This is a genomic window from Thalassobaculum sp., from assembly GCF_965223715.1.
GTDB lineage: Bacteria > Pseudomonadota > Alphaproteobacteria > Thalassobaculales > Thalassobaculaceae > Thalassobaculum.
Window position 1 is genome coordinate 1,159,128 of record NZ_OZ245012.1, and the last position, 24,323, is coordinate 1,183,450.

At 67.3% G+C, this 24,323-nt stretch carries 25 protein-coding genes; 13 read left to right on the forward strand and 12 right to left on the reverse strand.

The genetic code is table 11. The annotated features are described in order from the left end of the window. Positions 1–46 precede the first annotated feature (46 nt). On the reverse strand, positions 47–187 hold the full coding sequence (locus ACOQOP_RS05360; protein WP_420565291.1) for a helix-turn-helix domain-containing protein: 141 nt from the start codon (positions 185–187) through the stop codon (positions 47–49). Positions 188–449: 262 nt separating this feature from the next. Beyond that, complete coding sequence (locus tag ACOQOP_RS05365; RefSeq protein ID WP_420565292.1) at positions 450–1,079, reverse strand: hypothetical protein; 630 nt, start codon at positions 1,077–1,079, stop codon at positions 450–452. A 163-nt stretch (positions 1,080–1,242) separates the two neighbouring features. Between ACOQOP_RS05365 and ACOQOP_RS05370 the strand changes: the two genes are divergently transcribed. Together ACOQOP_RS05370 and ACOQOP_RS05375 are read left to right on the forward strand one after the other, a co-directional pair. Beyond that, positions 1,243–2,718, forward strand: coding sequence for a peptidoglycan DD-metalloendopeptidase family protein (locus ACOQOP_RS05370; RefSeq protein ID WP_420565293.1), 1,476 nt, complete (start codon positions 1,243–1,245; stop codon positions 2,716–2,718). Further along, positions 2,687–3,157, forward strand: a complete 471-nt coding sequence (locus tag ACOQOP_RS05375; RefSeq protein ID WP_420565294.1) for a bactofilin family protein — start codon at positions 2,687–2,689, stop codon at positions 3,155–3,157. The genes ACOQOP_RS05370 and ACOQOP_RS05375 overlap by 32 nt, the downstream gene beginning before the upstream one ends. Before the next feature lie 51 nt (positions 3,158–3,208). Here ACOQOP_RS05375 and ACOQOP_RS05380 read toward each other — a convergent pair whose 3' ends face one another. Both ACOQOP_RS05380 and ACOQOP_RS05385 read right to left on the reverse strand, forming a co-directional pair. Next, complete coding sequence (locus tag ACOQOP_RS05380) at positions 3,209–3,622, reverse strand: DUF6285 domain-containing protein (protein ID WP_420565295.1); 414 nt, start codon at positions 3,620–3,622, stop codon at positions 3,209–3,211. Next, positions 3,619–4,659 carry a phosphotransferase family protein gene (locus ACOQOP_RS05385; protein ID WP_420565296.1) on the reverse strand — a complete coding sequence of 347 codons (1,041 nt, stop codon included), beginning with the start codon at positions 4,657–4,659 and terminating at the stop codon, positions 3,619–3,621. The genes ACOQOP_RS05380 and ACOQOP_RS05385 overlap by 4 nt, the downstream gene beginning before the upstream one ends. A 170-nt stretch (positions 4,660–4,829) precedes the next feature. Between ACOQOP_RS05385 and ACOQOP_RS05390 the strand changes: the two genes are divergently transcribed. Then, the gene (locus ACOQOP_RS05390; protein ID WP_420565297.1) at positions 4,830–5,186 is read left to right on the forward strand and encodes a RidA family protein; all 357 of its coding nucleotides are present in this window, start codon (positions 4,830–4,832) and stop codon (positions 5,184–5,186) included. Positions 5,187–5,245: 59 nt separating this feature from the next. Here the strand turns inward: ACOQOP_RS05390 and ACOQOP_RS05395 are convergent, their stop codons facing one another. Continuing rightward, a complete protein-coding gene (locus ACOQOP_RS05395; protein WP_420565298.1) occupies positions 5,246–5,788 on the reverse strand; it encodes a protein-tyrosine phosphatase family protein in 543 nt (180 codons plus the stop codon). After that, positions 5,734–6,939, reverse strand: a complete 1,206-nt coding sequence (locus ACOQOP_RS05400; RefSeq protein ID WP_420565299.1) for a polyhydroxyalkanoate depolymerase — start codon at positions 6,937–6,939, stop codon at positions 5,734–5,736. Before ACOQOP_RS05400 ends, ACOQOP_RS05395 begins: the two co-directional genes overlap by 55 nt. Positions 6,940–7,158: 219 nt before the next feature. Here ACOQOP_RS05400 and ACOQOP_RS05405 point away from each other — a divergent pair, with 219 nt between their 5' ends. The 4 genes from ACOQOP_RS05405 to ACOQOP_RS05420 all read left to right on the forward strand — a co-directional run bounded on the left by ACOQOP_RS05405 (position 7,159) and on the right by ACOQOP_RS05420 (position 11,829). After that, complete coding sequence (locus ACOQOP_RS05405) at positions 7,159–7,674, forward strand: peroxiredoxin-like family protein (protein WP_420565300.1); 516 nt, start codon at positions 7,159–7,161, stop codon at positions 7,672–7,674. A gap of 132 nt (positions 7,675–7,806) precedes the next feature. Continuing rightward, positions 7,807–9,234 (forward strand): amidase, encoded by a 1,428-nt coding sequence (locus ACOQOP_RS05410; RefSeq protein ID WP_420565301.1) that lies wholly within the window; start codon positions 7,807–7,809, stop codon positions 9,232–9,234. 4 nt (positions 9,235–9,238) lie between these two features. Further along, on the forward strand, positions 9,239–10,666 hold the full coding sequence (locus ACOQOP_RS05415; RefSeq protein WP_420565302.1) for an amidase: 1,428 nt from the start codon (positions 9,239–9,241) through the stop codon (positions 10,664–10,666). Positions 10,667–10,671: 5 nt separating this feature from the next. Continuing rightward, positions 10,672–11,829, forward strand: coding sequence for an acyl-CoA dehydrogenase family protein (locus ACOQOP_RS05420; RefSeq protein ID WP_420566518.1), 1,158 nt, complete (start codon positions 10,672–10,674; stop codon positions 11,827–11,829). Between the two features lie 15 nt (positions 11,830–11,844). Here ACOQOP_RS05420 and ACOQOP_RS05425 read toward each other — a convergent pair whose 3' ends face one another. Both ACOQOP_RS05425 and ACOQOP_RS05430 read right to left on the reverse strand, forming a co-directional pair. Next, on the reverse strand, positions 11,845–12,540 hold the full coding sequence (locus tag ACOQOP_RS05425) for a hypothetical protein (RefSeq protein ID WP_420565303.1): 696 nt from the start codon (positions 12,538–12,540) through the stop codon (positions 11,845–11,847). Between the two features lie 128 nt (positions 12,541–12,668). Beyond that, positions 12,669–13,766 (reverse strand): calcium-binding protein, encoded by a 1,098-nt coding sequence (locus ACOQOP_RS05430; RefSeq protein ID WP_420565304.1) that lies wholly within the window; start codon positions 13,764–13,766, stop codon positions 12,669–12,671. A gap of 220 nt (positions 13,767–13,986) precedes the next feature. On the opposite strand from ACOQOP_RS05430, the gene ACOQOP_RS05435 reads away from it, so the two are divergent. The 4 genes from ACOQOP_RS05435 to ACOQOP_RS05450 all read left to right on the forward strand — a co-directional run bounded on the left by ACOQOP_RS05435 (position 13,987) and on the right by ACOQOP_RS05450 (position 18,052). Next, a complete protein-coding gene (locus ACOQOP_RS05435; protein WP_420565305.1) occupies positions 13,987–14,415 on the forward strand; it encodes a hypothetical protein in 429 nt (142 codons plus the stop codon). Positions 14,416–14,534: 119 nt separating this feature from the next. Continuing rightward, complete coding sequence (locus ACOQOP_RS05440) at positions 14,535–15,203, forward strand: cation transporter (RefSeq protein ID WP_420565306.1); 669 nt, start codon at positions 14,535–14,537, stop codon at positions 15,201–15,203. Positions 15,204–15,297: 94 nt separating this feature from the next. Beyond that, a complete protein-coding gene (locus ACOQOP_RS05445; protein WP_420565307.1) occupies positions 15,298–16,677 on the forward strand; it encodes an MmgE/PrpD family protein in 1,380 nt (459 codons plus the stop codon). Between the two features lie 73 nt (positions 16,678–16,750). Further along, a complete protein-coding gene (locus ACOQOP_RS05450) occupies positions 16,751–18,052 on the forward strand; it encodes an amidase (RefSeq protein WP_420565308.1) in 1,302 nt (433 codons plus the stop codon). A 28-nt stretch (positions 18,053–18,080) separates the two neighbouring features. On the opposite strand, the gene ACOQOP_RS05455 is transcribed toward ACOQOP_RS05450, so the two are convergent. Both ACOQOP_RS05455 and ACOQOP_RS05460 read right to left on the reverse strand, forming a co-directional pair. Then, positions 18,081–18,893 carry an aspartate dehydrogenase gene (locus ACOQOP_RS05455; protein ID WP_420565309.1) on the reverse strand — a complete coding sequence of 271 codons (813 nt, stop codon included), beginning with the start codon at positions 18,891–18,893 and terminating at the stop codon, positions 18,081–18,083. A gap of 56 nt (positions 18,894–18,949) precedes the next feature. Continuing rightward, entirely contained in the window at positions 18,950–19,780 is an 831-nt protein-coding gene (locus tag ACOQOP_RS05460) for a metallophosphoesterase (protein WP_420565310.1), read from the reverse strand. Positions 19,781–20,060: 280 nt separating this feature from the next. On the opposite strand from ACOQOP_RS05460, the gene ACOQOP_RS05465 reads away from it, so the two are divergent. Then, positions 20,061–20,405, forward strand: a complete 345-nt coding sequence (locus ACOQOP_RS05465; protein ID WP_420565311.1) for a hypothetical protein — start codon at positions 20,061–20,063, stop codon at positions 20,403–20,405. A gap of 94 nt (positions 20,406–20,499) precedes the next feature. Here the strand turns inward: ACOQOP_RS05465 and ACOQOP_RS05470 are convergent, their stop codons facing one another. Continuing rightward, on the reverse strand, positions 20,500–22,212 hold the full coding sequence (locus ACOQOP_RS05470) for an N-acyl-D-amino-acid deacylase family protein (RefSeq protein ID WP_420565312.1): 1,713 nt from the start codon (positions 22,210–22,212) through the stop codon (positions 20,500–20,502). A gap of 187 nt (positions 22,213–22,399) precedes the next feature. Here ACOQOP_RS05470 and ACOQOP_RS05475 point away from each other — a divergent pair, with 187 nt between their 5' ends. Then, positions 22,400–23,431: a DMT family transporter gene (locus ACOQOP_RS05475; protein WP_420565313.1), complete on the forward strand. Its 1,032-nt coding sequence runs from the start codon at positions 22,400–22,402 to the stop codon at positions 23,429–23,431. Here the strand turns inward: ACOQOP_RS05475 and ACOQOP_RS05480 are convergent. Beyond that, complete coding sequence (locus ACOQOP_RS05480; protein WP_420565314.1) at positions 23,402–24,319, reverse strand: SMP-30/gluconolactonase/LRE family protein; 918 nt, start codon at positions 24,317–24,319, stop codon at positions 23,402–23,404. The genes ACOQOP_RS05475 and ACOQOP_RS05480 overlap by 30 nt on opposite strands. Between the last annotated feature and the right edge of the window lie 4 nt (positions 24,320–24,323).

Genomic DNA, 24,323 nt, shown 5'->3' on the forward strand with positions numbered 1-24,323 from the left:
CCTCCGCTGTTTTCAGCGGAGTTCCATTCTCGGACCGGCCGGCGCTTCAGTTCGTAAGATTGGTGTTCTCGTTCAGGAACGCTTCGAGATCCTGCGGCGCGATCCGCCACTCCTTGCCGAGCTTGATGGCTCGGATGCGCTTATCCCGAATCCAGGACCGTACGGTGGCTTCCTGTACTTGGAGCATTGATGCCGCGTCGTGCACGGTCAGGAGAGGGCGATTCAGCATAGATCCCAATTACCCACCAGCATTATGGATATTGTCTTCATTACATGCAGACTGCGGTCAGTATATGCATTGTCCTAAAGGCAGCAAGCTGATTGACGGCCCAATTTTTCACTTCGATTGAGAATCTTTTGCGAGTTTTTGGCCCTGGTGCGGATTTCGTCAGCGCTGCGCTATGAAATCTGGCCCGTCGATTGAGACGTCGCCGGCCAAGGTGCGGTGTTCAGCCGCGGCGGGCGCGTTCCGAGAGGCGGCCGGTGATCGACGCGGAGACCCGTCCCGCCTCGTTGGCCATGGCCTCGGCGAGCGTCATGTCCAGGTTGGCCACGCTGCGCCTGACTCGCTCGGCGATGGTGCGGCCGGGCGAGTCGGCCTCGTCGAGGGCATGGTCGACCAGCGCCGAGAGCCGATCCTGGACGGCATGGATACGGGCCGGGGCGGCAGCCAGCCAGCGCGAGGCCTGGCGGCGGACGGTTTCCAGCGAGGGGTCTTCCAAGACGAAGCGGCGGGCGCGTTCCCCTTGCCGATCCGGGCCGGAGCGCGCGATCAGCTCGATGGCGATCCAGGCGAACCACCAGCGCCACGGGTCGGCGCGCAGCACCCCATCGTCATAGACGTCCTGCATGTAATGCAGCGTCACCATGGGCGCATCGGACTTCAGCCGCACCAGCTGGGGCGGCAGCGTGGTCAGCGCGAGGGGGCGCAGACCCTTGTCGTATGAGCTGTCGTTCGGCCGGGACGGCAGGATGCCGAGCCGGCGCTGCTCGGCCTCCACATCCCGAACCTCGAACCAGTGACGCAGGGCCATCGCCATGCCGCGGAGCTGGTCGTCATGAGAGGGAGGAGTGTCCAAACAAATCTCCGCAGCGCGCAGATTGCCCGATGGCGTGCTTCCGACCTTGCTAAAGACTACTCCGAAAATGTACCTTTCGGCGACCTCTCGGGAGAGGCGCTCGGCGAAAGGAAATGGCAGGTCGGTGGTTGCCGGCCAAGCAATCGATTGCGGGGGAGAATACATGACCGATGAGTCCGTGGGATGGGCGGACCGCGCGGTGCAGAAGGTTCGGCGGCTCCTGCCTGAGCGCCAGATCATTATTCGCACCGAGGGCGAGACGAGCTATCTGCGACTGAGCACGGCGCTGCAGGTCAGTGTCATCGCAATCTGGGTCGGTGTTGCCGGCTGGGTCGGGTTCGCGACCGTCGGCTTCCAGAATCAGAAGGAAATGATCGCCGAGAAGGCCGACGCGATCTCGCGCTCGCGGCAGGCGTATCGAAAGCTGCTCGACCAGGTGTCGGATTATCAGCTCTCCATCGTCGGCATCACCCGGGACCTCAAGGAAACAGAAGCCCATCTGCGCGGCCTGTTCAGCCAGAACGAGGAGCTGAAGCAGGACCTGAGCTCCACCGAGGTGGCGCTACGCAGCTCCGAGGAGGAGCGCAGCCGGATCGCCTCGGCCCGCAAGCAGATGAACGACCAGCTCGAGCTGTTCAGTTCGGAGCTGCGCCAGACCACCGGCAAGAACAACGCGCTCGAGGCGCATATCGGCACCCTGCGCCAGCACTTGGCGGTGGTCGAGGCCGAAAAGGCGGAGATCGCGGCTGAGCGGGCGGCGCTCGACGACCGGCTCTGGGCCCTGCACAACGAGCTCGAGGCCTCCAGCGCCAAGGTGGCGCTGCTGGAGAGCAATGTGCGGGCGCTGAAGACCGACCTGCGCACCGTCATCCTGGAACGCAGCGCCGTCGCCGTCGACAACGACACCCTGCGGGCCCAGGTCGCCGATCTGGAGAGCACCCTGGATTCCGAGCGCGACGCCCATCGCCGCGAACTGATGGAGATCTCGGAGCGCACCCACGGTCAGATCGCCAAGGTCGAGGACGTGATCCGCCGGACCGGCCTGAAACTGGACAAGGTCGTGCCGCTGCCGCGCGAACAGGCCACGGGCAAGGGCGGTCCGTTCCAGGAACTGGCCCCCGACATGAGCCTCAGCGACGAGGACGATGCGCTGCGCGTCGAGCTGGAGCGCCGGCTGGAGCGCTGGCAGCAGGTGGTGTCCTTCTATACCGCCATGCCGCTCGCCAAGCCGCTGGAGGAATACTACATCACCAGCTATTTCGGCCGCCGCAAGGATCCGATCAACGGCCGCTACTCGATGCATAGCGGTGTGGATCTGGCCGGCCCCTACAAGCAGGAAGTGACTGCAACCGCTCCGGGCGTGGTCAGCTTTGCCGGGCGGCGCACCGCCTATGGCCGGGTGATAGACATCGACCATGGACATGGGCTGGTGACGCGCTACGCTCACCTCGCTAAGATCAAGGTCAAAGTGGGCCAGCGCGTCGATCTCGGGACGACGATCGCACTGCTGGGTTCCAGCGGCCGGAGCACGGGGCCGCATGTGCACTACGAAGTGCGGTACAACGATAAGCCGATCAACCCGTCCAAGTTCATGAAAGCGGGCATCCATGTTCAGCAGCAAGCAAAAACCGGCGACTAGGTCCGACGCGGGCAGTCCGCCGAAAGCGCCGGCGGCGCCGTCGATCATCAGCTCGGACCTGACCATCAACGGCAACCTGACCAGCGAGGGAGACGTTCAGGTCGACGGCACGGTCGAGGGAGACATCATCTCCAACAAGCTCACGGTCTCCTCCACCGCGACGGTTCGTGGCGCGATCGAGGCGGAGACCGTGGTCATCGCCGGCCATGTCACCGGGCAGATCAAGGCGCGGCACGTGACCCTGGCCAAGACCGCCCGGGTGATCGCCGACGTGATACAGGAGCGTCTGTCGATCGAGCCGGGCGCCTTCTTCGAGGGCAACTGCCGCCACTTCCCGAGCGACTCCGACAAGAAGTCGCTGCCCAAGCTGGAGCCGGTCAAGCCGGCGGTCGCCAAGCAGGGCAACGGGGCAGCAGTGCCGGTCGAAGCCACGCCCTGATCGAGGTTCCGGAAGGCCCCCGGCGGGGCCTTTCGTCTTTTGGGCGCCGTTCTATTCGGCTCCCGGCTGGCTGTAGCCGCTGGAAACGAGGAAGCGTGGGTTGGACAGGCCCAGGCGCTCGACGACCTGCGTCTCAAGCACCGTGAAGACCGGCCCCAGCAGGTCGGTGTCGTAGGTGCCGCTGCGGATCTCCCGCGCCAGATCCCGGGACAGTTCGTTGATCCGCTCGTCGGCGCTGCCGCCGCTGCGGTGAACATTGTCCTGGCCGTACAGCTCCGCATAGGCGTCGAGGGTGCGGCGGGCGGCGTCGTTGCCGGTCTCGATCTCCCGGCGCGCGGTCGCGATGGCGGCGGCGACCATCAGGGCGGCGTATTTCGCACTCCCGTCCAGGGCCGGCAGCACTTCGTCCCGCAGGGTCTCCTCGGCGGCGGCCAACAGCTCGCCCCGGTTCGGCCGGTCGCTCATGACACCCGCTCCAGCCTGCCCGTCTCGATCGCCCGGATCTGGGTCAGCACGTCGAACTCCATCTCCACCGCCTTGCGTCCCGTCAGGGCCAGTTCCATAGACATCTCCTCGCCGGACAGGTGCCGCTCGCCCTGGTGGAGGGCGATGATCGCCCAGCGGACGGTCGCCAGCACCTCCCAGAACCCGACCTGATCCCAGTCCAAGCTGTGCCCCGCCTCCGCCTCGTAGCCGCGGCGGAAATCGGCGAGATCGCCGATGCCACCGACGATCCGGTCGTCGACGCCGAAGCGCCAGCAGCGGGCGCAGATCCAGCCCACATCCTCCATCGGGTCGGACCAGCCGGCGAATTCCCAGTCCAGTACCGCCGTGACCTGCGCACCGTCGGCCATGATGTTGCCGCAGCGGAAGTCCCCATGACCGAGCACGGTGGCGGCACTGGCGGGAGCGTTCATCTCCAGCCAGCGGATCGCCCATTCCAGCGCCGGATAGGCCTGCGGCAGGGCGTCGAGCTGAGCCCGGAACTCGTCCAGCCGGCGTTCCACCGGAGGACGCGGATCCTGGGGAAGGAAATCGAGATCGTCGCGCGGCGGCGTGATGGAATGGATGCGCGCCAGCTCCCGGCCGATCGCGGCGGTGAGGTCCGGACGGTGCGGGTCGAGTTCCTTGTCCCGGGACAGGGCGCGCGGGTTCGCCGTGCCGGCAGCCCGGCGCATCAGGTAGAACGGCTTGCCCAGGACCGTCCCGGTCTCGTCCAACGCCAGCGGCTGCGGCACCGTCGCCCCGGCGGCGAAGGCGGCCTTGAGCAGCGCGAATTCATGGGCGCGGGGATGGCTGACCGACACGCCGGAGGGGGCGTCGGTGCGCAGCACCAGGGCGAGGCTCCCGGCATGGGCACCGCCGGTCACCTCGGCATCCAGCTTCCAGTTCTCCTGGATGGCGCCGCCCGACATCTTGGACGGCGTGGCGAGCCGGACGGAGCCGGCCCCGAGCCTTTCCGTCATCCAGCCGGCAAGCGCCTCGATCTGCTCGGGCGTCACCGGCGGGGGCTCCCGGCCGGCCGTGTCGACGGGGAGAGAAGGAAACGTCGGTACGCGTCCATCGGGGCTCGCTCAACAGGTGGGTCCTGGGTAGGATGGCGCGCCAACCATAACGGCCTCGCGCGCAAGCGGCTAGGTCACCCAAGATCATGATAAGAAGGAACGATGCGATGAGCATTCAGCGCTTCCAGACCGCCAAGCGTATGAGCCAGGTCGTGGTCCATAACGGCACCGTCTATCTGGCCGGGCAGGTCGCCCAGGACAAGCAGGGCGCCAGCGCGGGCGATCAGACCAAGAACATCCTGGACCGGATCGACGCGCTGCTGGCCGAGGCCGGCACCGACAAGACCAAGCTGCTGTCGGCCACCATCTGGCTGAACACCATGGACGATTTCGACGCCATGAACGCGGTGTGGGACGCGTGGGTCCCGGAAGGCTGCGCCCCGGCCCGCGCCTGCGTGGAATCCCCCCGCCTGGCCCGTCCGGTCTTCACCGTGGAAATCGGTGTGATCGCCGCCGTCGACTAACGGTCGGACCCCTGCCTCGGAACGCGGGAGCATCCTGCGTTCCGGGGCGGCACGAATGCTTATGTCCGGCCGATGGCTGCTCGGGTATGGAGCCAGATCTCCTGGCCCTCGGTTTCGATCGCCGCTGGCCGGCTGCGGCGGACTTCGGCGATGGCGTCGGCCGGTGCCATGCCGCCCGCGATCAGCAGAGCCGCCGCGATCGTGCCGCTGCGGCCCTGGCCCCCGCGACAATGGACAAGCACCTTGCCCCCCTCGGCCAGCAGCCCCAGAGCCCTGTCGCGGTGGTCCGCCCAACGGATCTCGAAGGCCTCGTCCGGGTTGCCGTAATCGACGATGGGGGCACGTAGGCAGGCGATCGCCTCCCGCTTGAAGCGAGCCGACAGGTCCGGGGCACCTGCCCGTTCCGCCTCGTCCTCCTCGACAAGCGAAAGCACCAGATCCGCACCCCAAGCTCGGATCGCTGCAAAATCGTCGTCGCTTCGGGGCAGGGGAGCGATCGCGAGGCGGCCCGTCCATGGACCGCCTCCGATCTCGGCTAGCGCGTAGGTCAGGAGACCTCGCGGATGAACTTGGTGATCTCCGGCAGGATGTTCTCGCGCCACTTGCGGCCGTTGAAGATGCCGTAGTGACCCACCTTCTTTTCCAGGTGGTTGCGCCGCCGGGCCTTCGGAATGCCGGTGGTCATCTCATGGGCCGCCAGCGTCTGGCCGGGGGCGGAGATGTCGTCCTTCTCGCCCTCGATGGTCAGCATGGCGGTCTTCTGGATCGCCGCCGGCTTCACCAGCTGGCCGCGCCACTTCATGATGCCGCGCGGAAGCTGGCGTTCCTTGAACACCCGCTCAACGGTCTCGAGGTAGTATTCCGCCGGCACGTCCATGACCGACAGGTACTCGTCGTAGAACCGCTGCTTGGACTCGGCCGACTCGCCGTCTCCCTCGACCAGGTGGCGGAACATCGCCAGATGGGCCGAGACGTGGCGGTCCGGGTTCATGGCGATGAAGGCGCCGACCTGCATGAAGCCCGGATAGACCCGCCGGAAGGCACCCGGATAGAAGACCGGGACCCGGGTGATGCAGCGGGTCTCGAACCAGCTCATGGGCCGGGCGTCGGCGAGCTGGGTGACGACCGTCGGCGCGGCATGCGGATCGATCGGGCCGCCCATCAGCGTCATGGAGATCGGCTGGGCCGGGTCCTCCATCTCCGCCATCAGCGAGACGGTCGCGAGAACGATCGGGGCCGGCTGGCAAACGGCGACGATGTGAACGTCGGGGCCGAGATGGCGGATGAAGTCCATCAGCAGCGCGATGTAGTCGTCCAGGTGGAACGAGCCCTGGCTCAGCGGGATGTTGCGGGCGTCCTTCCAGTCGGTGACATAGACGTCATGCTCCCGCATGAGCCCCTGGACGGTGCCCCGCAGCAGCGTGGCGTAGTGTCCCGAGACCGGGGCGACCAGCAGGACCTTGGGGTCCTTGCGCTCGGTACCCCGGAAGACATGGACGAGATTGCAGAACGGGGTCTCGAGCACCGGATCGAAGCTGATCGGCACGGGACCGTCCGGCGTCTCGGCGAAATCGAGTTCCCAGTCCGGTTTGCCGCGGTCCTTGATGACGCCGTCCAGCACTTCCATGCCGGCCTCGAACGCCTTGCCGAAAGCCATGTAGGAGTAGGGTGTCAGCGGGTGACCGGTCATGGCCTTGGAGGCCTGGGTCAGGAAGCGCATGGGCGCCATGAAAGCGCGCTGTGCTTCGTACATCGAGTAGAGCAAGTTGATCCCTCGACTATGGTGTCGGTTATTTCGCAGGTGCGAAAGGGCCGGAAGCTCACTACCAATCGGCTCCCGGCGCAACCCCTAATATAGCTAAATCCCTTATGGTCCCTTAACAAAAGGGATCCTTGTCCGCGTATCCTCGCACCTGTTCCCTGCATTTGGTGGGTCTTGAGAGCCGATTCCATGGGAAAAGAGGGTCTGACGATGAGCAAGAAATTACCGGCCGGCGGTGATCTGCCGGCGATGACGCTGGCGGCGGTCGGCGGCGGCGAGGTGACGCTGGGCGGTCCCCGCGACAAGTGGCAGGCGGTCTTCGTCTATCGCGGCCTGCACTGCCCGATCTGCAAGACCTATCTCGGCAAGCTCGAGTCGAAACTGAGCGAGTTCGCCGACATGGGCACCGAGGTGGTGGCGGTCTCCGGCGACCCCAAGGAGAAGGCGGAGGCCTTCGCCAAGGAGGTCGGGCTGACCATGCCGGTGGCCTACGACCTCAGCGTCGACCAGATGCGCGCGCTGGGTCTCTATATCTCCACCCCGCGCAGCGATACCGAGACCGACCGCCCGTTCCCGGAGCCGGGCCTGTTCGTTGCCACCCCCGAGGGCAAGCTGCAGATCGTGGAGATCGCCAACGCGCCCTTCGTGCGGCCCGACCTGGACCTGGTCCTGCGCGGTCTGAACCGCGGCCGGGAGGGCTATCCGGTCCGCGGCACCATGGAGTGAGCGGTCAGACCCGCGCGCGGTTGAAGTGCGGGAGGACAAGGGTGAACATGGGCGGGGCGGAAGTCCCGCCCGTTCCGTTTCAGGCTCCCGTTCCCCCGCGCCCGTCCGGGCGCCCATCCGCCGGAGATCCCCATGGCCGCGTTCGCCGAATACATGACCCATGACGCCCTGGCCCTGGCCGACCTGATCCGCGAGGGGGAGGTGAGCGCCGGCGACGTGCTCGACTCGGCACTGGAGCGTGCGGACGCGATCAATCCGACGATCAACGCCATCGTCTCGCGCAACGACGGCGCGGCCCGCGGCCGGGTCGCCGCCGGCCTCCCCCAGGGGCCGCTCGCCGGCGTGCCTTTCCTGCTGAAGGATCTGGGCGCCATGCAGGCGGGGGTGCCGATGGGCAACGGCTCGCGCCTGTGGAAGGACTTCGTCGGGCCGATCGACTTCACCTATACCGAACGGGCCGAGGATGCCGGGCTGGTCATCTTCGGGCGCACCAACACGCCGGAGCTCGGCATTTCCTGGACCACCGAGCCGGTGGCCAACGGGCCCACCCGCAATCCCTGGAATCTCGACCATTCGCCGGGGGGCTCCTCCGGCGGGGCCGCGGCGGCGGTGGCGGCCGGCATCGTCCCGGTGGCGCATGCGACCGACGGCGGCGGGTCGATCCGCATCCCGGCGGCGAATTGCGGGCTGTTCGGCCTCAAGCCGACCCGGGCACGCAACCCGTCGGGTCCGGTCGTGGGCGAGGGCTGGTCGGGCCTGTCGACCGGCCATGTGATCAGCCGCAGCGTGCGGGACAGTGCGGCCCTGCTGGACGCCACCCACGGCCCGGCCCCGGGCGATCCCTATGCCGCTCCGGCGCCGGACGGCCCCTATCTGGCCGAGGTCGGGCGCGATCCCGGGAAGCTGCGCGTGGCGCTGCATCTGACCGGTCTGGACGGCACGCCGCTGAACCCGGAGAACAAGGCCGCCGCCGAGGCCGCCGCCAAGTTGTTCGCCGATCTCGGCCACGAGGTGGAGGAGGCTATGCCGCAGGTCGATACCGACGCCCTGCGCGACGCCCTGACCGTGATCATCGCCGGCAATCTCTGGGTCGGCATTTCGGCGCGCTATCAGCAGCTCGACAGAAAGCCCGACGGGGAGGGGCTGGAGAAGGTGACATGGGCCTGGGCGAAGCACGGCCGCGAGCGTCTGGCGGCCGACTATGCCGCCGCGGTCGCCACGATCCATCGGGCCGGCCGTCAACTCGCCGCCTTCTACGAGAGATACGATGTGATGCTGTCCACGGTGCTGCGCAATCCGCCGCGGCCTCTGGGGTTCCTGCGGCAGGACGAGCGGGACCTGGAAGACTTCATCACCACCCTGGGGGACGAGATGCCGGTGACGCCGCTCGCCAACATGACCGGCACCCCGGCCATGTCCCTGCCGCTCGCCTGGAGCAGCGACGGCCTACCGATCGGGATCCATGTGGGGGCCGCCTTCGGGCGTGAGGATCTGCTGCTGCGCCTCGCGGGACAGGTGGAACAGGCACAGCCCTGGGCCGACCGCCGGCCGGAGATCTGAACCGATGCTCACCTTCGAGGAGTATGTCGACCAGGACGCGCTCGGCCTGGCGAAGCTGATCCGCGATGGCGAGGTTTCCGCAGCCGACGTCGTCGAGGCGGCGCTCGCCCGTGCCGACGCCGTCAATCCGCAGATCAATGCCATCGTCGCCCGCCGCGACGACGTCGCCCGCGATCAGGCGGCCGGTCCGCTCGGCAAGGGCCCCTTCGCCGGCGTGCCCTTCGTCTTCAAGGATCTGGGCTGCTGGCAGGAAGGCTGGCCGGCCGAGGCGGGCTCCAACCTTTACAAGGGCTTCGTCGCCCCGACCGATTTCACCCATACCATGCGGGTGAAAGAGACCGGAACCGTCCCCATCGCCCGCACCGCCACCTCGGAGTTCGGCATCAGCATCTCGACCGAGACAGAGGCCTTTGGTGCGACCCGCAATCCCTGGGACCTGGAGAGGTCGGCTGGCGGCTCGTCCGGTGGGACGGCGGCCGCCGTGGCGGCCGGCATCGTGCCCATGGGGCATGCCAGCGACGGCGGCGGCTCGATCCGCATCCCGGCGGCCCATTGCGGCCTGTTCGGCCTGAAGCCGAGCCGGGGGCGCAATCCGTTCGGGCCCTTTGTGGGCGAGGGCTGGGCCGGTCTCGCCTCCCAGCACGTGATCTCCCGCAGCGTGCGGGACAGTGCCGCCATGCTGGACGCCACCCAGGGGGCGGAGCCGGGCGATCCCTATGCCTGCCCGGCGCCGAAGCGGCCCTACCTGGACGAGGTGGGTGCGGAACCCGGCAGGCTGCGGATCGCCTATCACGTCACCGGGCTCGGCGGACTGCCGCTCGATCCGGTGAACAAGGCGGCCGTGCTCGACGCGGTCGACCTGCTGCGCGCGCTCGGCCACGAGGTCGAGGAGGCCCATCCCGAGATCGATACCGAGGTGCTGGGCCCGGCGATGATCGCGGCGGTCGCCCCGAACCAGAAGCTGTCCCTGGATGCCCGCTACGCCCAGCTCGGCCGGGAGCCGGAAGACGGGGATGTGGAGCACATCACCCAGGCCTTCGCCGACCGCGCCGCGGATATCACCGCCGCCGATTACGCCGCCGCCATCCAGGCCTTTCACCAGTTGGGCCGCCGGTTCGGGGCTTTCTTCGAGCGATACGACGTGCTGGTCTCCACCACCCTGGCCCAGCCGCCGGCCGAGATCGGCGAGATCCGCACCGACTGCGGATCGGCGGACGGCTTTCTTGAGGATGTCTGGCAGAGGATGCCCGTGACCCAGTATTTCAACATGACCGGCTGTCCCGCCATGTCGGTCCCGCTTTATTGGTCCCCACATGGCCTGCCGATCGGCGTGCATGTGGGCGCCGGCTACGGCCGCGAGGATATCCTGTTCCGGCTTGCCGCCCAGTTGGAGGAAGCGCGCCCCTGGTTCCACCGGAGGCCGACGCTGTGAGTTTCATGCTGACCCCGGACCAGGAGGAACTGGTCGCCGCCGTCGGCCGGATCGCCGACCGGTTCGACGCCGCCTATTGGCGGGACAAGGACGCGACGGCCGAGTTTCCGCACGAGTTCGCCGGTGCGATGGCCGAGGGCGGCTGGCTCGGCATCGCCATGCCGGAGGAGGTGGGCGGCGCGGGTCTCGGCGTCACCGAGGCGGCGCTGATGATGGAGCGGGTTGCCCATTCGCCCGGCGCCATGGCGGCCGCCTCATCGATCCACATCAACATCTTCGGTCTGCACCCGGTCGTGGTCTTCGGCACGCCCGAGCAGCGCCAGCGCTTCCTGCCGCCGCTGATCGCCGGCGAGGAGCGGGGCTGCTTCGGCGTGACGGAGCCGGACTCGGGGCTCGATACCGGCCGGCTGAAGACCCGGGCGGAGCGCGACGGCGATATTTACCGGATCAGCGGGCGCAAGATCTGGACCTCCACCGCCCAGGAGGCGGACCGGGTGCTGATCATCGCCCGGACCAGTCCGATGGAGGCCCGGGCGAAGCCGACCGACGGTCTCACCCTGTTTTACGCACCGCTCGACCGCAGCAAGGTCGAGGTCCGGGCGATCGACAAGATGGGCCGCCACGCGGTGGACTCCAACATGCTGTTCATCGACGGTCTGGAGGTCTCCGTGGAGGACCGGATCGGGGAGGAGGGGCAGGGGTTCCGCTGCCTGCTGCACGGGCTCAACCCGGAACGCATTCTCATTGCCGCGGAAGCCATCGGCGTCGGGCGACAGGCGCTGGAGGCGGCCACGGCCTATGCCAAGGAGCGGGAGGTGTTCGGCCGGCCGATCGGCCAGAACCAGGCGATCCAGCATCCGCTGGCCGAGTGCTGGATGGCGCTTGAGGCAGCTTGGCTGATGGTGCTGAAGGCGGCCGCGCTCTACGATTCAGGCGCGCCCTGCGGCGCCGAGGCGAACTCGGCCAAGTATCTTGCCGGCGAGGCGGCGTTCCGCGCCTGCGAGCGGGCCGTGATGACCCTGGGCGGCATGGGCTACGCCGCCGAATACGACGTGGAACGGTACTTCCGCGAGGTGCTGATCACCCGGATCGCGCCGGTCTCGCCGGAGCTGATCAAGTGCTTCATCGCCGAACGGGTGCTGGGCCTGCCGCGCAGCTACTGAGCAGCACCGGACGGCTCAGCGCTTGCCGTACTTGGCGTCGAGCCCGAGCATCTGGCGGCGCAGCTCCTCGACGGGATCGGCCGCCGTCTTCTTCTTGCGGCCGCCGTTCAGCACCGGATCATCCGGGATGTCCCGCCAGTTCCAGTCCTTCTGGTCGTCCTCCCAGTCGTCCACCGGCTGGGGGGCCGGCTTCGGGGGCGGCGCCTTGGCGCTGCGGCCGACGGTCGGCATCTTCGGATTGCCCGGATTGGCGCCCAGCTTCCAGGTCATGCCCGCGTCGTCGTCCTCGGCCGCTGGCCGACCCTTGGCGGCACGGGCGGGCTGCTTCGGCGGGGGCGGTGGGCTTTCCGCCGGCACCTCCTGGAAGATCGGCTTCCATTGCAGCGGTTCGTCGTCATTCATCGGCGACCGCTTGGGCGGGGGCGATACGGCCTTGCCGTTCTTGGCCGGTACCGCGCGCTTGCGTCGATCCAGCAGCTCCCGCTCGGTGGCGGCTTGTTTCTCTGCCTTGGCGCTGATGACGAGCCGCTCTTCAGGCGGAAGGCTGTCGAAGGTCTGTTCGGCCCGCTGGTAGTCCTGCCTCAGGCCGGACTCGGCGGCCCGCTCAAGTCGTTCTGTCAGCCGTGCCCCTGACGCGGAACTCTTGCTCGATTTCGCCAGAATCCTAAGGCTGCGGCGATCGACATCGCTCAGCCGCTCTTCATCGGACATTGTCGTCCCACCGATTAAGACTTCGGGCGAAGTCTTTCTATCCCCACGGGGAAAGAGTATCAGCGAATATCCCTAAAATTCAATCCATCAAGTCGCGACCAAACGTCGACATACGATCATTCGGCGCGTCAAAAGATGAAATTTATATCCGTGAGGCCGATATCCTGGATTCCGACCAGGCGGACCGCTGTGCTGTAGTCGTAGGTCGACCCGGAGGTGTCGGGGTCGATCCGCAGCACCATGTCGTCACCGTCGTCGATCAGCTGCATGTAGAGCGTTGACCCAGCAACGCCGGAGGCGAAGGCGCCGGAAACGTCGATGAACTCGCCGACCACGAAATCGGCGATGACGTCGACTTCGGCATAGTTCTGCTGGTCACCATCGATGACGAACGTGTCGAGCCCGCTGCCGCCATAGAGCGTGTCGGCATCGGCCACCAGGGTGTCCGAACCGCTGACCGTCCCGTCGAGGATGTCGTCGCCCCGGTTCCCGTACAGCACGTCGTTGCCGCGGGATCCGGAGATCACGTCGTTGTCCTGGCCACCGTAGATCGTGTTGTCGCCGAAGGAACCGACCAGCGTGTCGTTGCCAAAATTACCGTACAGGACATCGGCATCGGTGCTGGTGCCGGCCGAGGCATCCGCATAGACCTCGTCGTTGTCCTGGCCGCCATATAAGCTGTCGACGCCGGCGCCGCCGAAGATGATGTCGGATCCCTTGTTGCCATAGACGAGATCGTCGCCGTCGTCGCCGGACATGTAGTCGCCGTCGTCGCCGCCGTGCATCGTGTCGTTCCCGGTCCCGCCGCTCATCCGGTCGATGCCGCCGCCGCCGTACATCAGGTCGTCGTTGCCATTGCCGGACAGGGTGTCGTTGCCGAGATTGCCCATGATCACGTCGTTGCCGACACCGCCGCTGACGATGTCGTTGCCCTGGCCGCCATAGAGCGAGTCGATCGCGTCGCCGCCCTGAAGCGTGTCGTCGCCGTCATTACCGTAGACGATGTCCTCGCCCTGGCTGCCGGACAGGGCGTCGTTGTCCTGTCCGCCGAAGATCGTGTCGTCGCCGGCATTGCCCTGAATCGTGTCGCTGTCGCCGTTCCCGTACAGCAGATCCGCCGCATTCAGGCCCTGGATGAAGTCGTTGCCCGAATTTCCGAGGACGGTATCGTTCTCGATGGTACCGACGATGGTTTCGGAGGCGACGGTTCCGGTGATCAGGGCCATGGGATCGCACCTACACGTGACTGGAAGAGGTGGCGAAGAGTCTCAATCAGGCAGTGAATCGCGCAAGCGATAAATTTAAGCTACATTTACGGAAAAGGTCGGTACCATCTGTTTTCATTCACGAATCGCGACCTGCGCTCACACGGTGCGATTGTCCGGAACGCCTTGAGAATGACACGATTTCCGGCTATCGCTTGGCGACATTGAACGGGAGGACGCAATGGGGTTTACCGCTCGCATTTTCTTCGCCGCAGCCGTGCTGATCGGCTTGGCCGCCGCCACTCCGGCGCGGGCCGACGAGGCGCGAATCGGGATCGAACTTAACAAGCTCGAGCCGGCGGAGAACGCCTGTCGGTCCTATATCGTCGTGCGCAACCCGGCGGAGCAGACCTACACCGCCTTCAACATGGAAGTGCTGGTGTTCGACACCGACGGGGTGATTCAGAACCGAATCGCGATGGATCTGGCGCCGATCCGTCCGAACAAGACCAGCGTGCTGATCGTCAATCTCGCCGGCATCCAGTGCGACCGGATCGGCGAGGTCCTGGTCAACAGCTTCCTCGACTGCGAGCGGGGCGAGGAGCGGCTGGGCGACTGCCTGACCCGGGTCGACCTGTCCTCCAAGACCAGCGCCCGCCTGTTCAAGTAAGCCAGCATCCGTTCCGGCGTCGCGCAGCCGGGCGCGGCCCACGCATCGTTATATCTTAACGCGCACCGTTGCGGCGGCACGTCGGGCGGCTCACCCTCGGGGCAACCTGGAGGTGAATGATGTCCGGATCCTGTGGACACGGTGTCGCGTTCGACGGCATGTCGGCCGGCTACAAACGCGCCCTGATCGCGGTGGTGCTGATTAACGCGGCGATGTTCGTGGTCGAACTCGGCGGCGGTGCCTTCGCCGGGTCCATGGCGCTGACCGCCGACAGTCTGGACTTCCTGGCCGACAGCCTGACCTATGCGGTGAGCCTGTGGGTGATCGGCAAGGCCGCCTCCTGGCGGGCCTGGGCGGCCTTCGGCAAGGGACTGTCGCTGGCGATCATGGGGGTCGGGGTGTTCGCCACCACGGTCTACCAGGTCTTCGTGCTGGGCGTGCCCGACGCCGCGGTGATGAGCGGCATCGGCGTCCTGGCCATGGCGGCCAATGTCGCCAGCGTGCTGATCCTGTTCAACTGGCGCGACGGCGACGCCAATGTGCGCTCGGTCTGGCTGTGCTCCCGCAACGACGCGATCGGCAATGCGGCCGTCGTGGTCGCCGCCGGCCTGGTCTGGTGGAGCGGCACCGGCTGGCCCGACGTGATCGTCGCCCTGCTGATGTCCGGCCTGTTCCTGCGCTCGGCCTATCAGATCCTGACCCAGTCGATCGCCGAGCTGAAGCAGGTCAAGGCGAACGGCCCGGAGCACGACCACGTGCATGCGCCGTCGCCGGAGGCGGGGGAATAATCGGCCCGTCGGCGACCGGGACCGGCTAAACCGGTTTCGGTCGCGCGGCACAGGCTCTACCTTTCGGCTGACCCACAGCCGAATGAGCAGCGCGATGACCGACACAGCCGACGCCATCGAAACCTTCGCCGACCACGTGGTCGCCACACCCTTCGAGGCGATCCCCCAGCCGGCGATCACCGCGGCGAAGACCTATCTGCTCGACAGTCTCGGCGTCGGCGTTTCGGGAACGCAGGCGGCCCATGTGGACGGCTGGATCGCCGGGCTGCGCGAGGCGCTGCCGGAACGCGGGGCCAGGGTCTGGGGCCTGGGCGGCGCCATGGAGCCGCCGGCAACCGCCGCGGTGAACGGCTATCTCATCCACAATTCCGAATACGACTGCGTCCACGAAGGCGCGGTGCTGCACCCGATGGCGACGCTGCTCTCCGCCCTGATGGCCGAGATGGAGGCGCGGGCGGCGGAAGGCCGGCCGACCGACGGCAGGGCGCTGCTGCGGGCGATCGTGCTGGGGGTCGACGTCTCGACCTCCATCGGCAATGCGGTCACGACGGGACTGAAGTTCTTCCGCCCGGCCACCGCCGGCGGTTTCGGCGCGACGGCCGCCATCGGCGCCATCGCGGACATGGACCGGGATCGGCTGATGGACGCCTTCGGCCTCTATTACGCCCAGGCCGGCGGCACCATGCAGGCCCATACCGAGGGGCTGGCGCTGCTCGCCATGCAGGCCGGGTTCTGTGCCCGTGACGCGGTTGTCGCCGCCCGTATGGCCGAACAGGGCATCCCGGGCACCCGCGGCACCCTGGAGGGACCCTACGGCTATCTCCGGCTCATGGAGGACGGCTACGACCGCGACGCGCTGCTGGGGGGGCTCGGCAAGGTCTGGCGCATCACGGAGGTCGCCCATAAACCGTTCCCCAGCGGACGGGCCACCCACGGGCTGCTGGACGGGCTGTCGCAGCTGATCGCCGAGCACGGCTTCTCCGTCGACGCGGTCGAACGGGTCGAGGCGGCGGTGCCGCCGCTGACCCAGCGGCTGATCGGCCGGCCGGTGAAGCCGGAAATGTCGGCGAACTATGCCCGGCTCTCCGGCCCGTTCACGGCGGCGCGGATGCTGCTGACCGGCAAGCTCGACCTGACCGACTTCACCCCCGAGGCGCTGGCCGATCCGGCGACCCTGGACCTGGGGGCGCGGGTCTCGGTTCAGGTCGACGGCAACCCCGATCCCAACGCGTTCTCGCCGGTCACGGTAATCGTCGTGCTCAAGGACGGCAGCCGCCTCAGCCGTTCGGTGGACGTTGTCTACGGCAGCCCGGGCAAGCCGATGACCCGCGAGGCGCATCTGGAGAAGTTCCGACGCAACATGGCCCATGGCGGCCTGCCGGCGGAGAATGCGGACAAGCTGATCGGCCTGGTGGACGACCTGGAGAGCGTCGACGACACCCGGGCACTCATCGACCTGGTCGTTCCGGCGTGAACCGCTTGACCCCCGCGGGATACGGGGGCAGGACGGGATCAGCGAAAACTCATCCGAATATGGCCGGCATTCGATGACAGGACTGGTGGATCTCTCGCTCGCCGAGATGGTGGGCGGGCTCGACGATGGCGCGATCTCCTCGGTGGACCTGGTGACGGCCCATCTGCAGGCGATCGCCGCGGCGAACACGGTGCTGAACGCGGTCTGGGATGTGGATGCCGAGGGCGCGCTCACCGCCGCCCGGGAGAGCGACGCACGGCGCGGGGAGGGGGCGACCCTGTCCGAGCTCGACGGTATTCCGGTGGCGCTGAAGGACAATATCGACGTGGCCGGCCGGCCCAGCACCGCCGGCCTCGGCACGTCCTGGGTTCCGACGATCGACGCCGCGGTCACCGGCCGGCTCCGCGAGGCCGGGGCCATCCCGATCGCGAAGCTCGCCATGCACGAGGCCGCCCTGGGGGCGACCAGCGACAATCCCCATCGCGGCCGGGTCGACAATCCCGCCGTGCCCGGCCACACGCCCGGCGGTTCGTCGGGCGGCTCTGCGGCGGCGGTGGCGGCGGGGCTGGTGCCGCTGGCGCTTGGGACCGACACGCTGGGCTCGGTGCGGATACCGGCGGCCTATTGCGGGGTGGCGGGGTTCAAACCGAGCTTCGACCTGCTGCCCATGGCCGGGGTGACGCCGCTGTGCTGGACCCTCGACCATGTCGGACCGCTGGCCCGCTCGGTCTTCGACCTGGCGCTCTCCCTGCCGGTGCTGGCCAATGTGGAGGCCGAGCCGGTGGACCTGAGCGGCCTGGTCCTGGGGTGGCCGGCCGAGGTGGACAACTGCGAGATCGAGCCGGCGGTGCAGGGGGTGATCGACGCCGCCCTGGACCGGCTGCGGGCCGGCGGCGTGACCATCAAGCAGATCAAGCTCGGCCTCGGCGACCTGTCGCTGCTGCGCCGGGCCGCCTTGCTGCTGATCGAGGCGGAAGGGGCGGTGGCCCTGGAGGATGTCTGGCGCGACCATCCCGAGGCGCTGTCGGAGACCCTGACCGCGATGCTGAGCTACGGCCGTGACGCGCCGGCGTCGAAATACGTGAAGGCCTATCGCCGGGTCGAGGAGGCGGGGGAGCTGATCAACGCCGCCTTTGACGAGGTGGATGCCCTGATCCTGCCGACCGTACCGCAGACCGCGTTCGCGGCCGATGCGGCGGTGCCGGTGAACCAGGCCGACCTGACCTCGCTGGCGAACTACGCGGGAGCCCCGGCGGTCAGCCTGCCGGTCCCGGGCGGCGGGGCGCCGGTCGGGCTGCAGCTCGTCGGCGGGTTTTATGAGGACGCCCGGCTGATCGGCACGGCGCTGGCCGTGGAGGATCTGCTGCGGCGCTAGCGGGGGGCTAAGTCCCAAACATCAGTCGTCACCCCCCGATCCGAACCGCGCTGGCGAGCTGTCTGACCGTCTTGGTCACCGCCATGGCGACGATCTTGCCGGTCTTGCGGTTCTCCTCGGCCACCGCGACGTCCTCGGTGAAGGAGAACGACCCGAAGGCGCCGCGGGCCTCGACCGTGATGATGTGGGTCTCGATGGTCGGGTCGGCGACGATCACCAGCTTCGTGCGGTCAAGCCCGATCCCGGCCAGGGCCACCGCCGCCGAGATGTTCACGTTCTGCGGATATGTGGCCGCCCCCTCGCGCGCCGTGCCCTCGAAGATCACCGTCGGTTCGGTCATGGCGGCGAGGTCGAACAGGTCCTCCGCCGCCGTGCCGTACCAGGCGCTGGGATCCTTGCGCACGGTCATCTCCACCGCATCCAGCCCGCCGACCGCTGCCCCGGACAGGATGTCGAGCGCGCCGATCCCGGCCGAGGCCAGGGTGAGGGAGGTGCCGCCTTCCTCCGCCGCCAGCCGGCAGCTCTCATACAGGGCGTCGTCGGTGAAGGCGCCGATGGAAGTGACGATCACCGGTACGCCGCGCCTCAGCAACGGCACCACATGGTCGCGCACCGCCTGATGGCCGGCCCCTTCCAGCACCACGTCGTAGTCGCCGGCGTGGAACTCGACGGGGTCGGTGAGGTAGTCGGGGCCGTTGGCCGCTTCCGGACGCGGGGTGCGGACCAGCACGGCCGGGATGGTGACGCGGCCGGCCAACTCGCCGGAGACGAACTCGATGACATGGGCGCCGATGGCGCCGGCCCCGATCAGACCGAGGCGGAGGGGAGGTTTGTTCTTCATGGCAGGAGCTTACGCCCGCCGGGTCGCGGTCCCCAAGAGACCATCGTGCGGCACCGTCATTCGGCGGCCGGACTCTCCTCGATCCAGCCGTCGTCGTTGAGCACGATCCAGTCCAGTTCCGCTTCGGCCAGGAAGTCGATGGTGTGCACCACCACGCTCTCCTCCCCGATCAGCACCACGTTGTAGGTCGGCGCCAGCGGGCCGATCCCGATCGCGGCGCGCCCGCCGAGATCCTGGGCGTTCGGATGGTTGGTGGAGCGCGGCGCCGACATCGGGATGCCGCAGACCGACCCGGACAGGGTGGAATGGCAGTGCCCGAAGAAGATGTGGCGGACGATGTCCCGGTACCCGGAGAGCAGCGCGCGCACCGGCGCGCCGTCGAGCAGGCCGATCATGTCGGAGGCAGGCGCGCCGATGGGGCAGGGGTGGTGGTGCATGAACAGATAGACCGGCCGGCCATCCGCCCGGGCCCGCTCCAGCTCCTGCGCCAGCCAGAGCCGACGGTCGTCGCAGTAGCGTCCGGCATGGGTCCCCGGTTCCAGCGTGTCGAGATAGAGGAACCGGCCGGCCGGGGTGTCCTCGGCATACTGGACGAAGCCGGCGGGATCGATCGGGGCCTCGGGGAACACCGCCCGGAAGGTGGCCCGGTCGTCGTGATTGCCGAGCAGCAGGCGCGGCTCGAGCGGCGAGGCCATGACGATCTCGCGAAGCTGGGCGTAGGAGTGGCGCGAGCCATGATGGGTCAGGTCGCCGGTGATCACCACCCGGCCGGCATCCCGGTGATGGGTCTCCACATGGGCGAGGCAGGCGGTGAAGTTCGCGATCGGCGCCTGACCCAGGATCTTGTCGTCCTGGATATGAATGTCGGTGATGTGGATCAGTTTCACGGGCGTCCCCCTCGGTTGGCGCAGCAGCCTAGCCAGAGGATGTGACAGGTTTTCGTTCCGTTCGATGGAAATCCGATCCCGTGCATCGAAAATAAGGACAGCCAAAGAAATAATATTATACAGAATATCTTTCTGATTTCATTGAAACAGATCATGTTTATTGATAATAAATTGCCCATAACTCACGCATTATATAAATGATATTTTGACAAATTATTATGGCGTGAGAGGGTGGTTTTGTGAGGGAAGATGCTTTTCCTCACAGGATGAGGATCAACAAATGGCATTTCCCAACTGGACCAAGCCGGCGGTGTTCGGCGTGGTTGTCGGTGCCTTCTGCGCGACGGTGCTCGGCTTCGCAACGGGCTTCTGGATGACCACGAGCAAGGCTGAAGTGATGGCGAACGAACAGGCAGACGCGGCGGTGAGCCAGGCGCTCCTGCCGATCTGCGTCGAACTCGCCAGCCGCGACACTGCCCGCAGCGAGAAGATCGAGGATATACGCGACGAGCCGTCCTATCAGCGCAACGAGGCCATCATGGACACCGGGTGGACAACCATGCCCGGCGCGGAGGAAGCCGACCGGCGCGTGGCGTCGGCCTGCGTGGAGAGGCTGCTGAACTGATCGCTGCGCTCGGCGGAGCGGATGAAAAAACTCCCCGGCCACATGCGACCGGGGAGGGGAGTCTGAGGTTACACTTCAGTCGTCCGGGGCAGCGTCACCGCTGGCCCCGCACTACCCGGCCGGGAAGCGCGCCCGTGGGCGCACCGTCCCGGTAGGTCACTTCGCCCGCGGCGATGGTCGCCGCGTAGCCCTTCGACTTCTGCAGGAGGCGCTTGCCGCCCGCCGGGAGGTCGAAGGTGACGTAGGGGTCGGAGAACCCGACCGAATCCCAGTCGATGACGTTCACATCCGCCTTCTTGCCGGCCTTCAGCACGCCGCGGTCGGACAGGCCCGCCGCACCAGCGGTGTCGGAGGTGAGCCGCCGGATGACGTCTTCCATGGGGAAGCGCGACTTGTCGCGGCCCCAGTAGCTCATCAGCCAGGTCGGGAACCCGGCATCCAGGATGAAGCCGACATGGGCGCCGCCGTCGCCGAGGCCCATGATCACGTTCGGATCGGCGAGCATCGCTTCCGGCGCCGACATGTCGTAGTTCACGAAATTGACCAGTGGGGTGTAGATGAACGCCTTGCCGTCGCGCTCCAGCAGGATGTCGTAGGCGACCTCCTGGGCGGTGCGACCCTCGCGCTCGGCGATGGCGGCGATCGACTGGTCGCGCTGCGGCTCGTAGTTCGCCGGCGAGCCGAGGCGGAACATCTTGTTGAACGAGATCCGGTGGATCAGCGGGAAGGTGCTTTCCTTGATCGGATCGTCGGCCAGGATCTTCGCCCGCACCTCCGGATCGCGCATCGCCTCGACCCGCTTGTCCAGCGGCAGATGGGCGATGGAGCGGTAGGTCTTCGTACCGGAGAACGGGTTCTGGCTGCCCTCCAGGCCGAGCAGGATGCCGATGGGGCGTGGGGCCGCCACCGGGCGGATCGACAGGCCGTCGGCCTTGGCCTCGTTCGACATGCGCATCAGGTCGCGCCAGAAATCCGGACGGTCATGGCGCTGGGTGAGGGAGAACACCGCCGTGCGGCCGCTCTTCTCGATCACCCGGCGCAGCACGGCGAACTCGCCCTCGGGGCTCGGCTCGTTCCAGTCGGAGACGATCTCCAGGAAGCCGGAGCCGGCCTCCTTCATGCCCATGGCGATGCCGGTCAGCTCGTCCTCATGGGCCCGCAGGGTGGGGGTGAGGTCGCCGGCCAGGGTCTTGTGGCTGATCGTGCGCGAGGTGGAGAAGCCGAAGGCGCCGGCCTGCATCGCCTCGCGGGTCAGGTCGCGCATCTTGGCGATGTCTTCCTGGTTCGCCTGTTCGTGCTGGATCGCCCGCTCGCCCATCACATAGACCCGCAGGGCGGCGTGGGGCAGCAGGGTGCACAGGTCGATGTCGCGGGGCAGGCGGTCGAGCGTGTCGAGATACTCGCCGAAGGTCTCCCACTGCCAGTTCAGGCCCTCATGCATGACCGGGCCGGGGATGTCCTCGACGCCCTCCATCAGCTCGACCAGCTTCTCGCGGTCGGCCGGTTTGCAGGGAGCGAAGCCGACGCCGCAATTGCCCATGACCGCGGTGGTGACCCCATGCCAGGCCGACGGCGCCATGTGCCGGTCCCAGACCGCCTGGCCGTCGTAATGGGTGTGGATGTCGACGAAGCCGGGGGTGACGATCTTGCCCTTGGCGTCGATTTCCTCGGCCGCCTTGGTGGATCCGATATCGCCCACCGCGAGGATCTTGTCGCCGGCAAGCGCCACATCGCCTTCATAGGCGGCGGCGCCGGTACCGTCGACGATGGTTCCGCCGCGGATGATGAGTGTCGCTTCGCTGGTCATGAGTGTTTCCTCCGATGGCCGGGTTTCCCGGCCTTATTCGTTGTCTTGGCAACTATAATCTAGCCAATTACCCCCACACTCGGGAAGTGCATTCCGTGCACGACACTTTCTCTGCGGCGAAAGTCATGGGTATCATCGACTTCCCGCCACCGGTCTGGCCCGCGCGCCCGGCCCCGGAATGACATGAATGAGCGATAAGAACACGCCGTCGACGGCGGGCCAGCCTGCTGACGAGGTGCCGGCCGACCGGCCCGCGCTCGGCATCGCGCTGCTGCTGCTGGGGATGTTCGTCTTCACCGCCATGGATGGCGTGGCCAAGGGGCTGGCGAGCCAGGGCATGCCGCCGGAGCGGATTGCGCTGCTGCGCTACGTGCTGGTGTCGGCGATCCTGATGCCCGTTGTGGTGGCACGATGGAAGCACCGACCGCTGTACACGTCGCGGCCGGTTCTGCACATCCTGCGCGGCGTGCTGTTGATCGCCTCGGCCACCCTGTTCGTCTACGCCATGCGCACCCTGCCGCTGGAGACGGCGACGGCCATCGGCTTCGTCTCGCCGCTCTATGTGACGGCGCTGTCGATCCCGTTCCTGGGGGAGAAGGTCGGTATGCGCCGCTGGGTCGCGGTCGCGGTGGGATTTCTCGGCGTGCTGGTGATCCTGCGGCCGGGGACGTCGGCCTTCGTGCCGGAGATGCTGATCCCGCTGGTGTCGTCCTTCTGCTGGGCCTGCGGGCTGATCATCACCCGGGCGATGCGCGGCCGGGAAGGGGCGCTGACGATCCTGGTGTGGTCGACGGTCAGCGGGATGGTGGTCATTGCCCCGCTCGGGATTTCCAGTTGGGAGATGCCGACCGCCACCCAGTGGGGAATGCTGGTGGTCATCGCCTTCTGCCACGCCGCCGGCCAGTACCTGACGATCCGCGCGTTCAGCCTCGCCTCGGCCTCGGTGCTCGCACCCTTCTCCTACAGCACGATCATCTGGGCGGTTCTGATCGGAATCTTCGCCTTCGACTCCTACCCGGATTTCTGGACCATCGCCGGAACCTGCCTGCTGGCCGGCGCGGGCCTGTATGTCTGGCACCGGGAGCGCACGGTCACCGGCCAGCCGACGGTCCCGGGGGGCTCGATCTCCGAGGTGGCTCAGGAGCCGCTGGAGACCGAGGAGATCGAGGAGAAGTCGGAGGAGACCGCTTCAGAAGGTCTTGGCCCCCGTGACCGGTAGCATCACCGAATAGATGGAGGTGGTGCCGGCGATGAACATGCGGTTGCGCTTGGGCCCGCCGAACACCAGGTTCGCCACCCGCTCGCCGATCTTGATGCGGCCGAGCAGGGCGCCGTCCGGCGCGTAGCACTCCACGCCGGTGCCGGCGCTGGTCCAGATCCGCCCCTCGGTATCCAGTCGGAAGCCGTCATAGATGCCGGTCTGGCAGGTCATCAGCACCTCGCCGCCGGACAGACTGCCATCGGCATCGACCGCGAACCTGCGGATATGACGGTTGCCGTCCTTGTACCGGCTGAAGCCGCTGTCGACGATGTAGAGGGTCTGCTCGTCCACCGAGAAGGCGAGGCCGTTGGGCCGCTGGAAGTCGTCGGCCACCACGGTCAGTTTGCCGTTGTCGGGATCGAGCCGGAAGACGTAGTCGCCGTCCTGCTCCTGCGGCGCCTTGAAGCCCTCATAGTCGCTGTCGATGCCGTAGGCGGGATCGGTGAACCAGATCGATCCGTCGGAGCGCACCACCACGTCGTTCGGACTGTTCAGCTTCCGGCCGTCGTAGCTGTCGGCCAGCACGGTGATGGAACCGTCGTGCTCGGTGCGGGTGACCCGCCGCGTGCCGTGCTCGCAGCTCACCAGACGTCCCTGGCGGTCGACCGTGTGGCCGTTGGTGTAGTGGCCGTGATTGCCCCGGAACACGCCGGTCTCGCCGGTGCATTCGTCCCAGCGCAGGATCCGGTCGTTCGGGATGTCGCTCCACAGCAGGGAACGCAGGGCCGGGAAATAGACCGCACCTTCAGTCCAGCGCCCGCCGGTCCAGATCCGTTCCACATTGGCCGCCGTCTTCACCAGGGTCCGGAACCGGTCGTCGAGAATGTCGAAGTCGCTCTCGGCCATGGCG

Coding starts and splice junctions, on each gene's coding strand:
- ACOQOP_RS05360 (WP_420565291.1), bottom strand. CDS start 187: ATGCTCCAAGTACAGGAAGCCACCGTACGGTCCTGGATTCGGGATAAG.
- ACOQOP_RS05370 (WP_420565293.1), top strand. CDS start 1,243: ATGACCGATGAGTCCGTGGGATGGGCGGACCGCGCGGTGCAGAAGGTT.
- ACOQOP_RS05375 (WP_420565294.1), top strand. CDS start 2,687: ATGTTCAGCAGCAAGCAAAAACCGGCGACTAGGTCCGACGCGGGCAGT.
- ACOQOP_RS05380 (WP_420565295.1), bottom strand. CDS start 3,622: ATGAGCGACCGGCCGAACCGGGGCGAGCTGTTGGCCGCCGCCGAGGAG.
- ACOQOP_RS05390 (WP_420565297.1), top strand. CDS start 4,830: ATGAGCATTCAGCGCTTCCAGACCGCCAAGCGTATGAGCCAGGTCGTG.
- ACOQOP_RS05400 (WP_420565299.1), bottom strand. CDS start 6,939: ATGTACGAAGCACAGCGCGCTTTCATGGCGCCCATGCGCTTCCTGACC.
- ACOQOP_RS05405 (WP_420565300.1), top strand. CDS start 7,159: ATGAGCAAGAAATTACCGGCCGGCGGTGATCTGCCGGCGATGACGCTG.
- ACOQOP_RS05410 (WP_420565301.1), top strand. CDS start 7,807: ATGGCCGCGTTCGCCGAATACATGACCCATGACGCCCTGGCCCTGGCC.
- ACOQOP_RS05415 (WP_420565302.1), top strand. CDS start 9,239: ATGCTCACCTTCGAGGAGTATGTCGACCAGGACGCGCTCGGCCTGGCG.
- ACOQOP_RS05420 (WP_420566518.1), top strand. CDS start 10,672: ATGCTGACCCCGGACCAGGAGGAACTGGTCGCCGCCGTCGGCCGGATC.
- ACOQOP_RS05425 (WP_420565303.1), bottom strand. CDS start 12,540: ATGTCCGATGAAGAGCGGCTGAGCGATGTCGATCGCCGCAGCCTTAGG.
- ACOQOP_RS05430 (WP_420565304.1), bottom strand. CDS start 13,766: ATGGCCCTGATCACCGGAACCGTCGCCTCCGAAACCATCGTCGGTACC.
- ACOQOP_RS05435 (WP_420565305.1), top strand. CDS start 13,987: ATGGGGTTTACCGCTCGCATTTTCTTCGCCGCAGCCGTGCTGATCGGC.
- ACOQOP_RS05440 (WP_420565306.1), top strand. CDS start 14,535: ATGTCCGGATCCTGTGGACACGGTGTCGCGTTCGACGGCATGTCGGCC.
- ACOQOP_RS05445 (WP_420565307.1), top strand. CDS start 15,298: ATGACCGACACAGCCGACGCCATCGAAACCTTCGCCGACCACGTGGTC.
- ACOQOP_RS05450 (WP_420565308.1), top strand. CDS start 16,751: ATGACAGGACTGGTGGATCTCTCGCTCGCCGAGATGGTGGGCGGGCTC.
- ACOQOP_RS05455 (WP_420565309.1), bottom strand. CDS start 18,893: ATGAAGAACAAACCTCCCCTCCGCCTCGGTCTGATCGGGGCCGGCGCC.
- ACOQOP_RS05465 (WP_420565311.1), top strand. CDS start 20,061: ATGGCATTTCCCAACTGGACCAAGCCGGCGGTGTTCGGCGTGGTTGTC.
- ACOQOP_RS05470 (WP_420565312.1), bottom strand. CDS start 22,212: ATGACCAGCGAAGCGACACTCATCATCCGCGGCGGAACCATCGTCGAC.
- ACOQOP_RS05475 (WP_420565313.1), top strand. CDS start 22,400: ATGAGCGATAAGAACACGCCGTCGACGGCGGGCCAGCCTGCTGACGAG.
- ACOQOP_RS05480 (WP_420565314.1), bottom strand. CDS start 24,319: ATGGCCGAGAGCGACTTCGACATTCTCGACGACCGGTTCCGGACCCTG.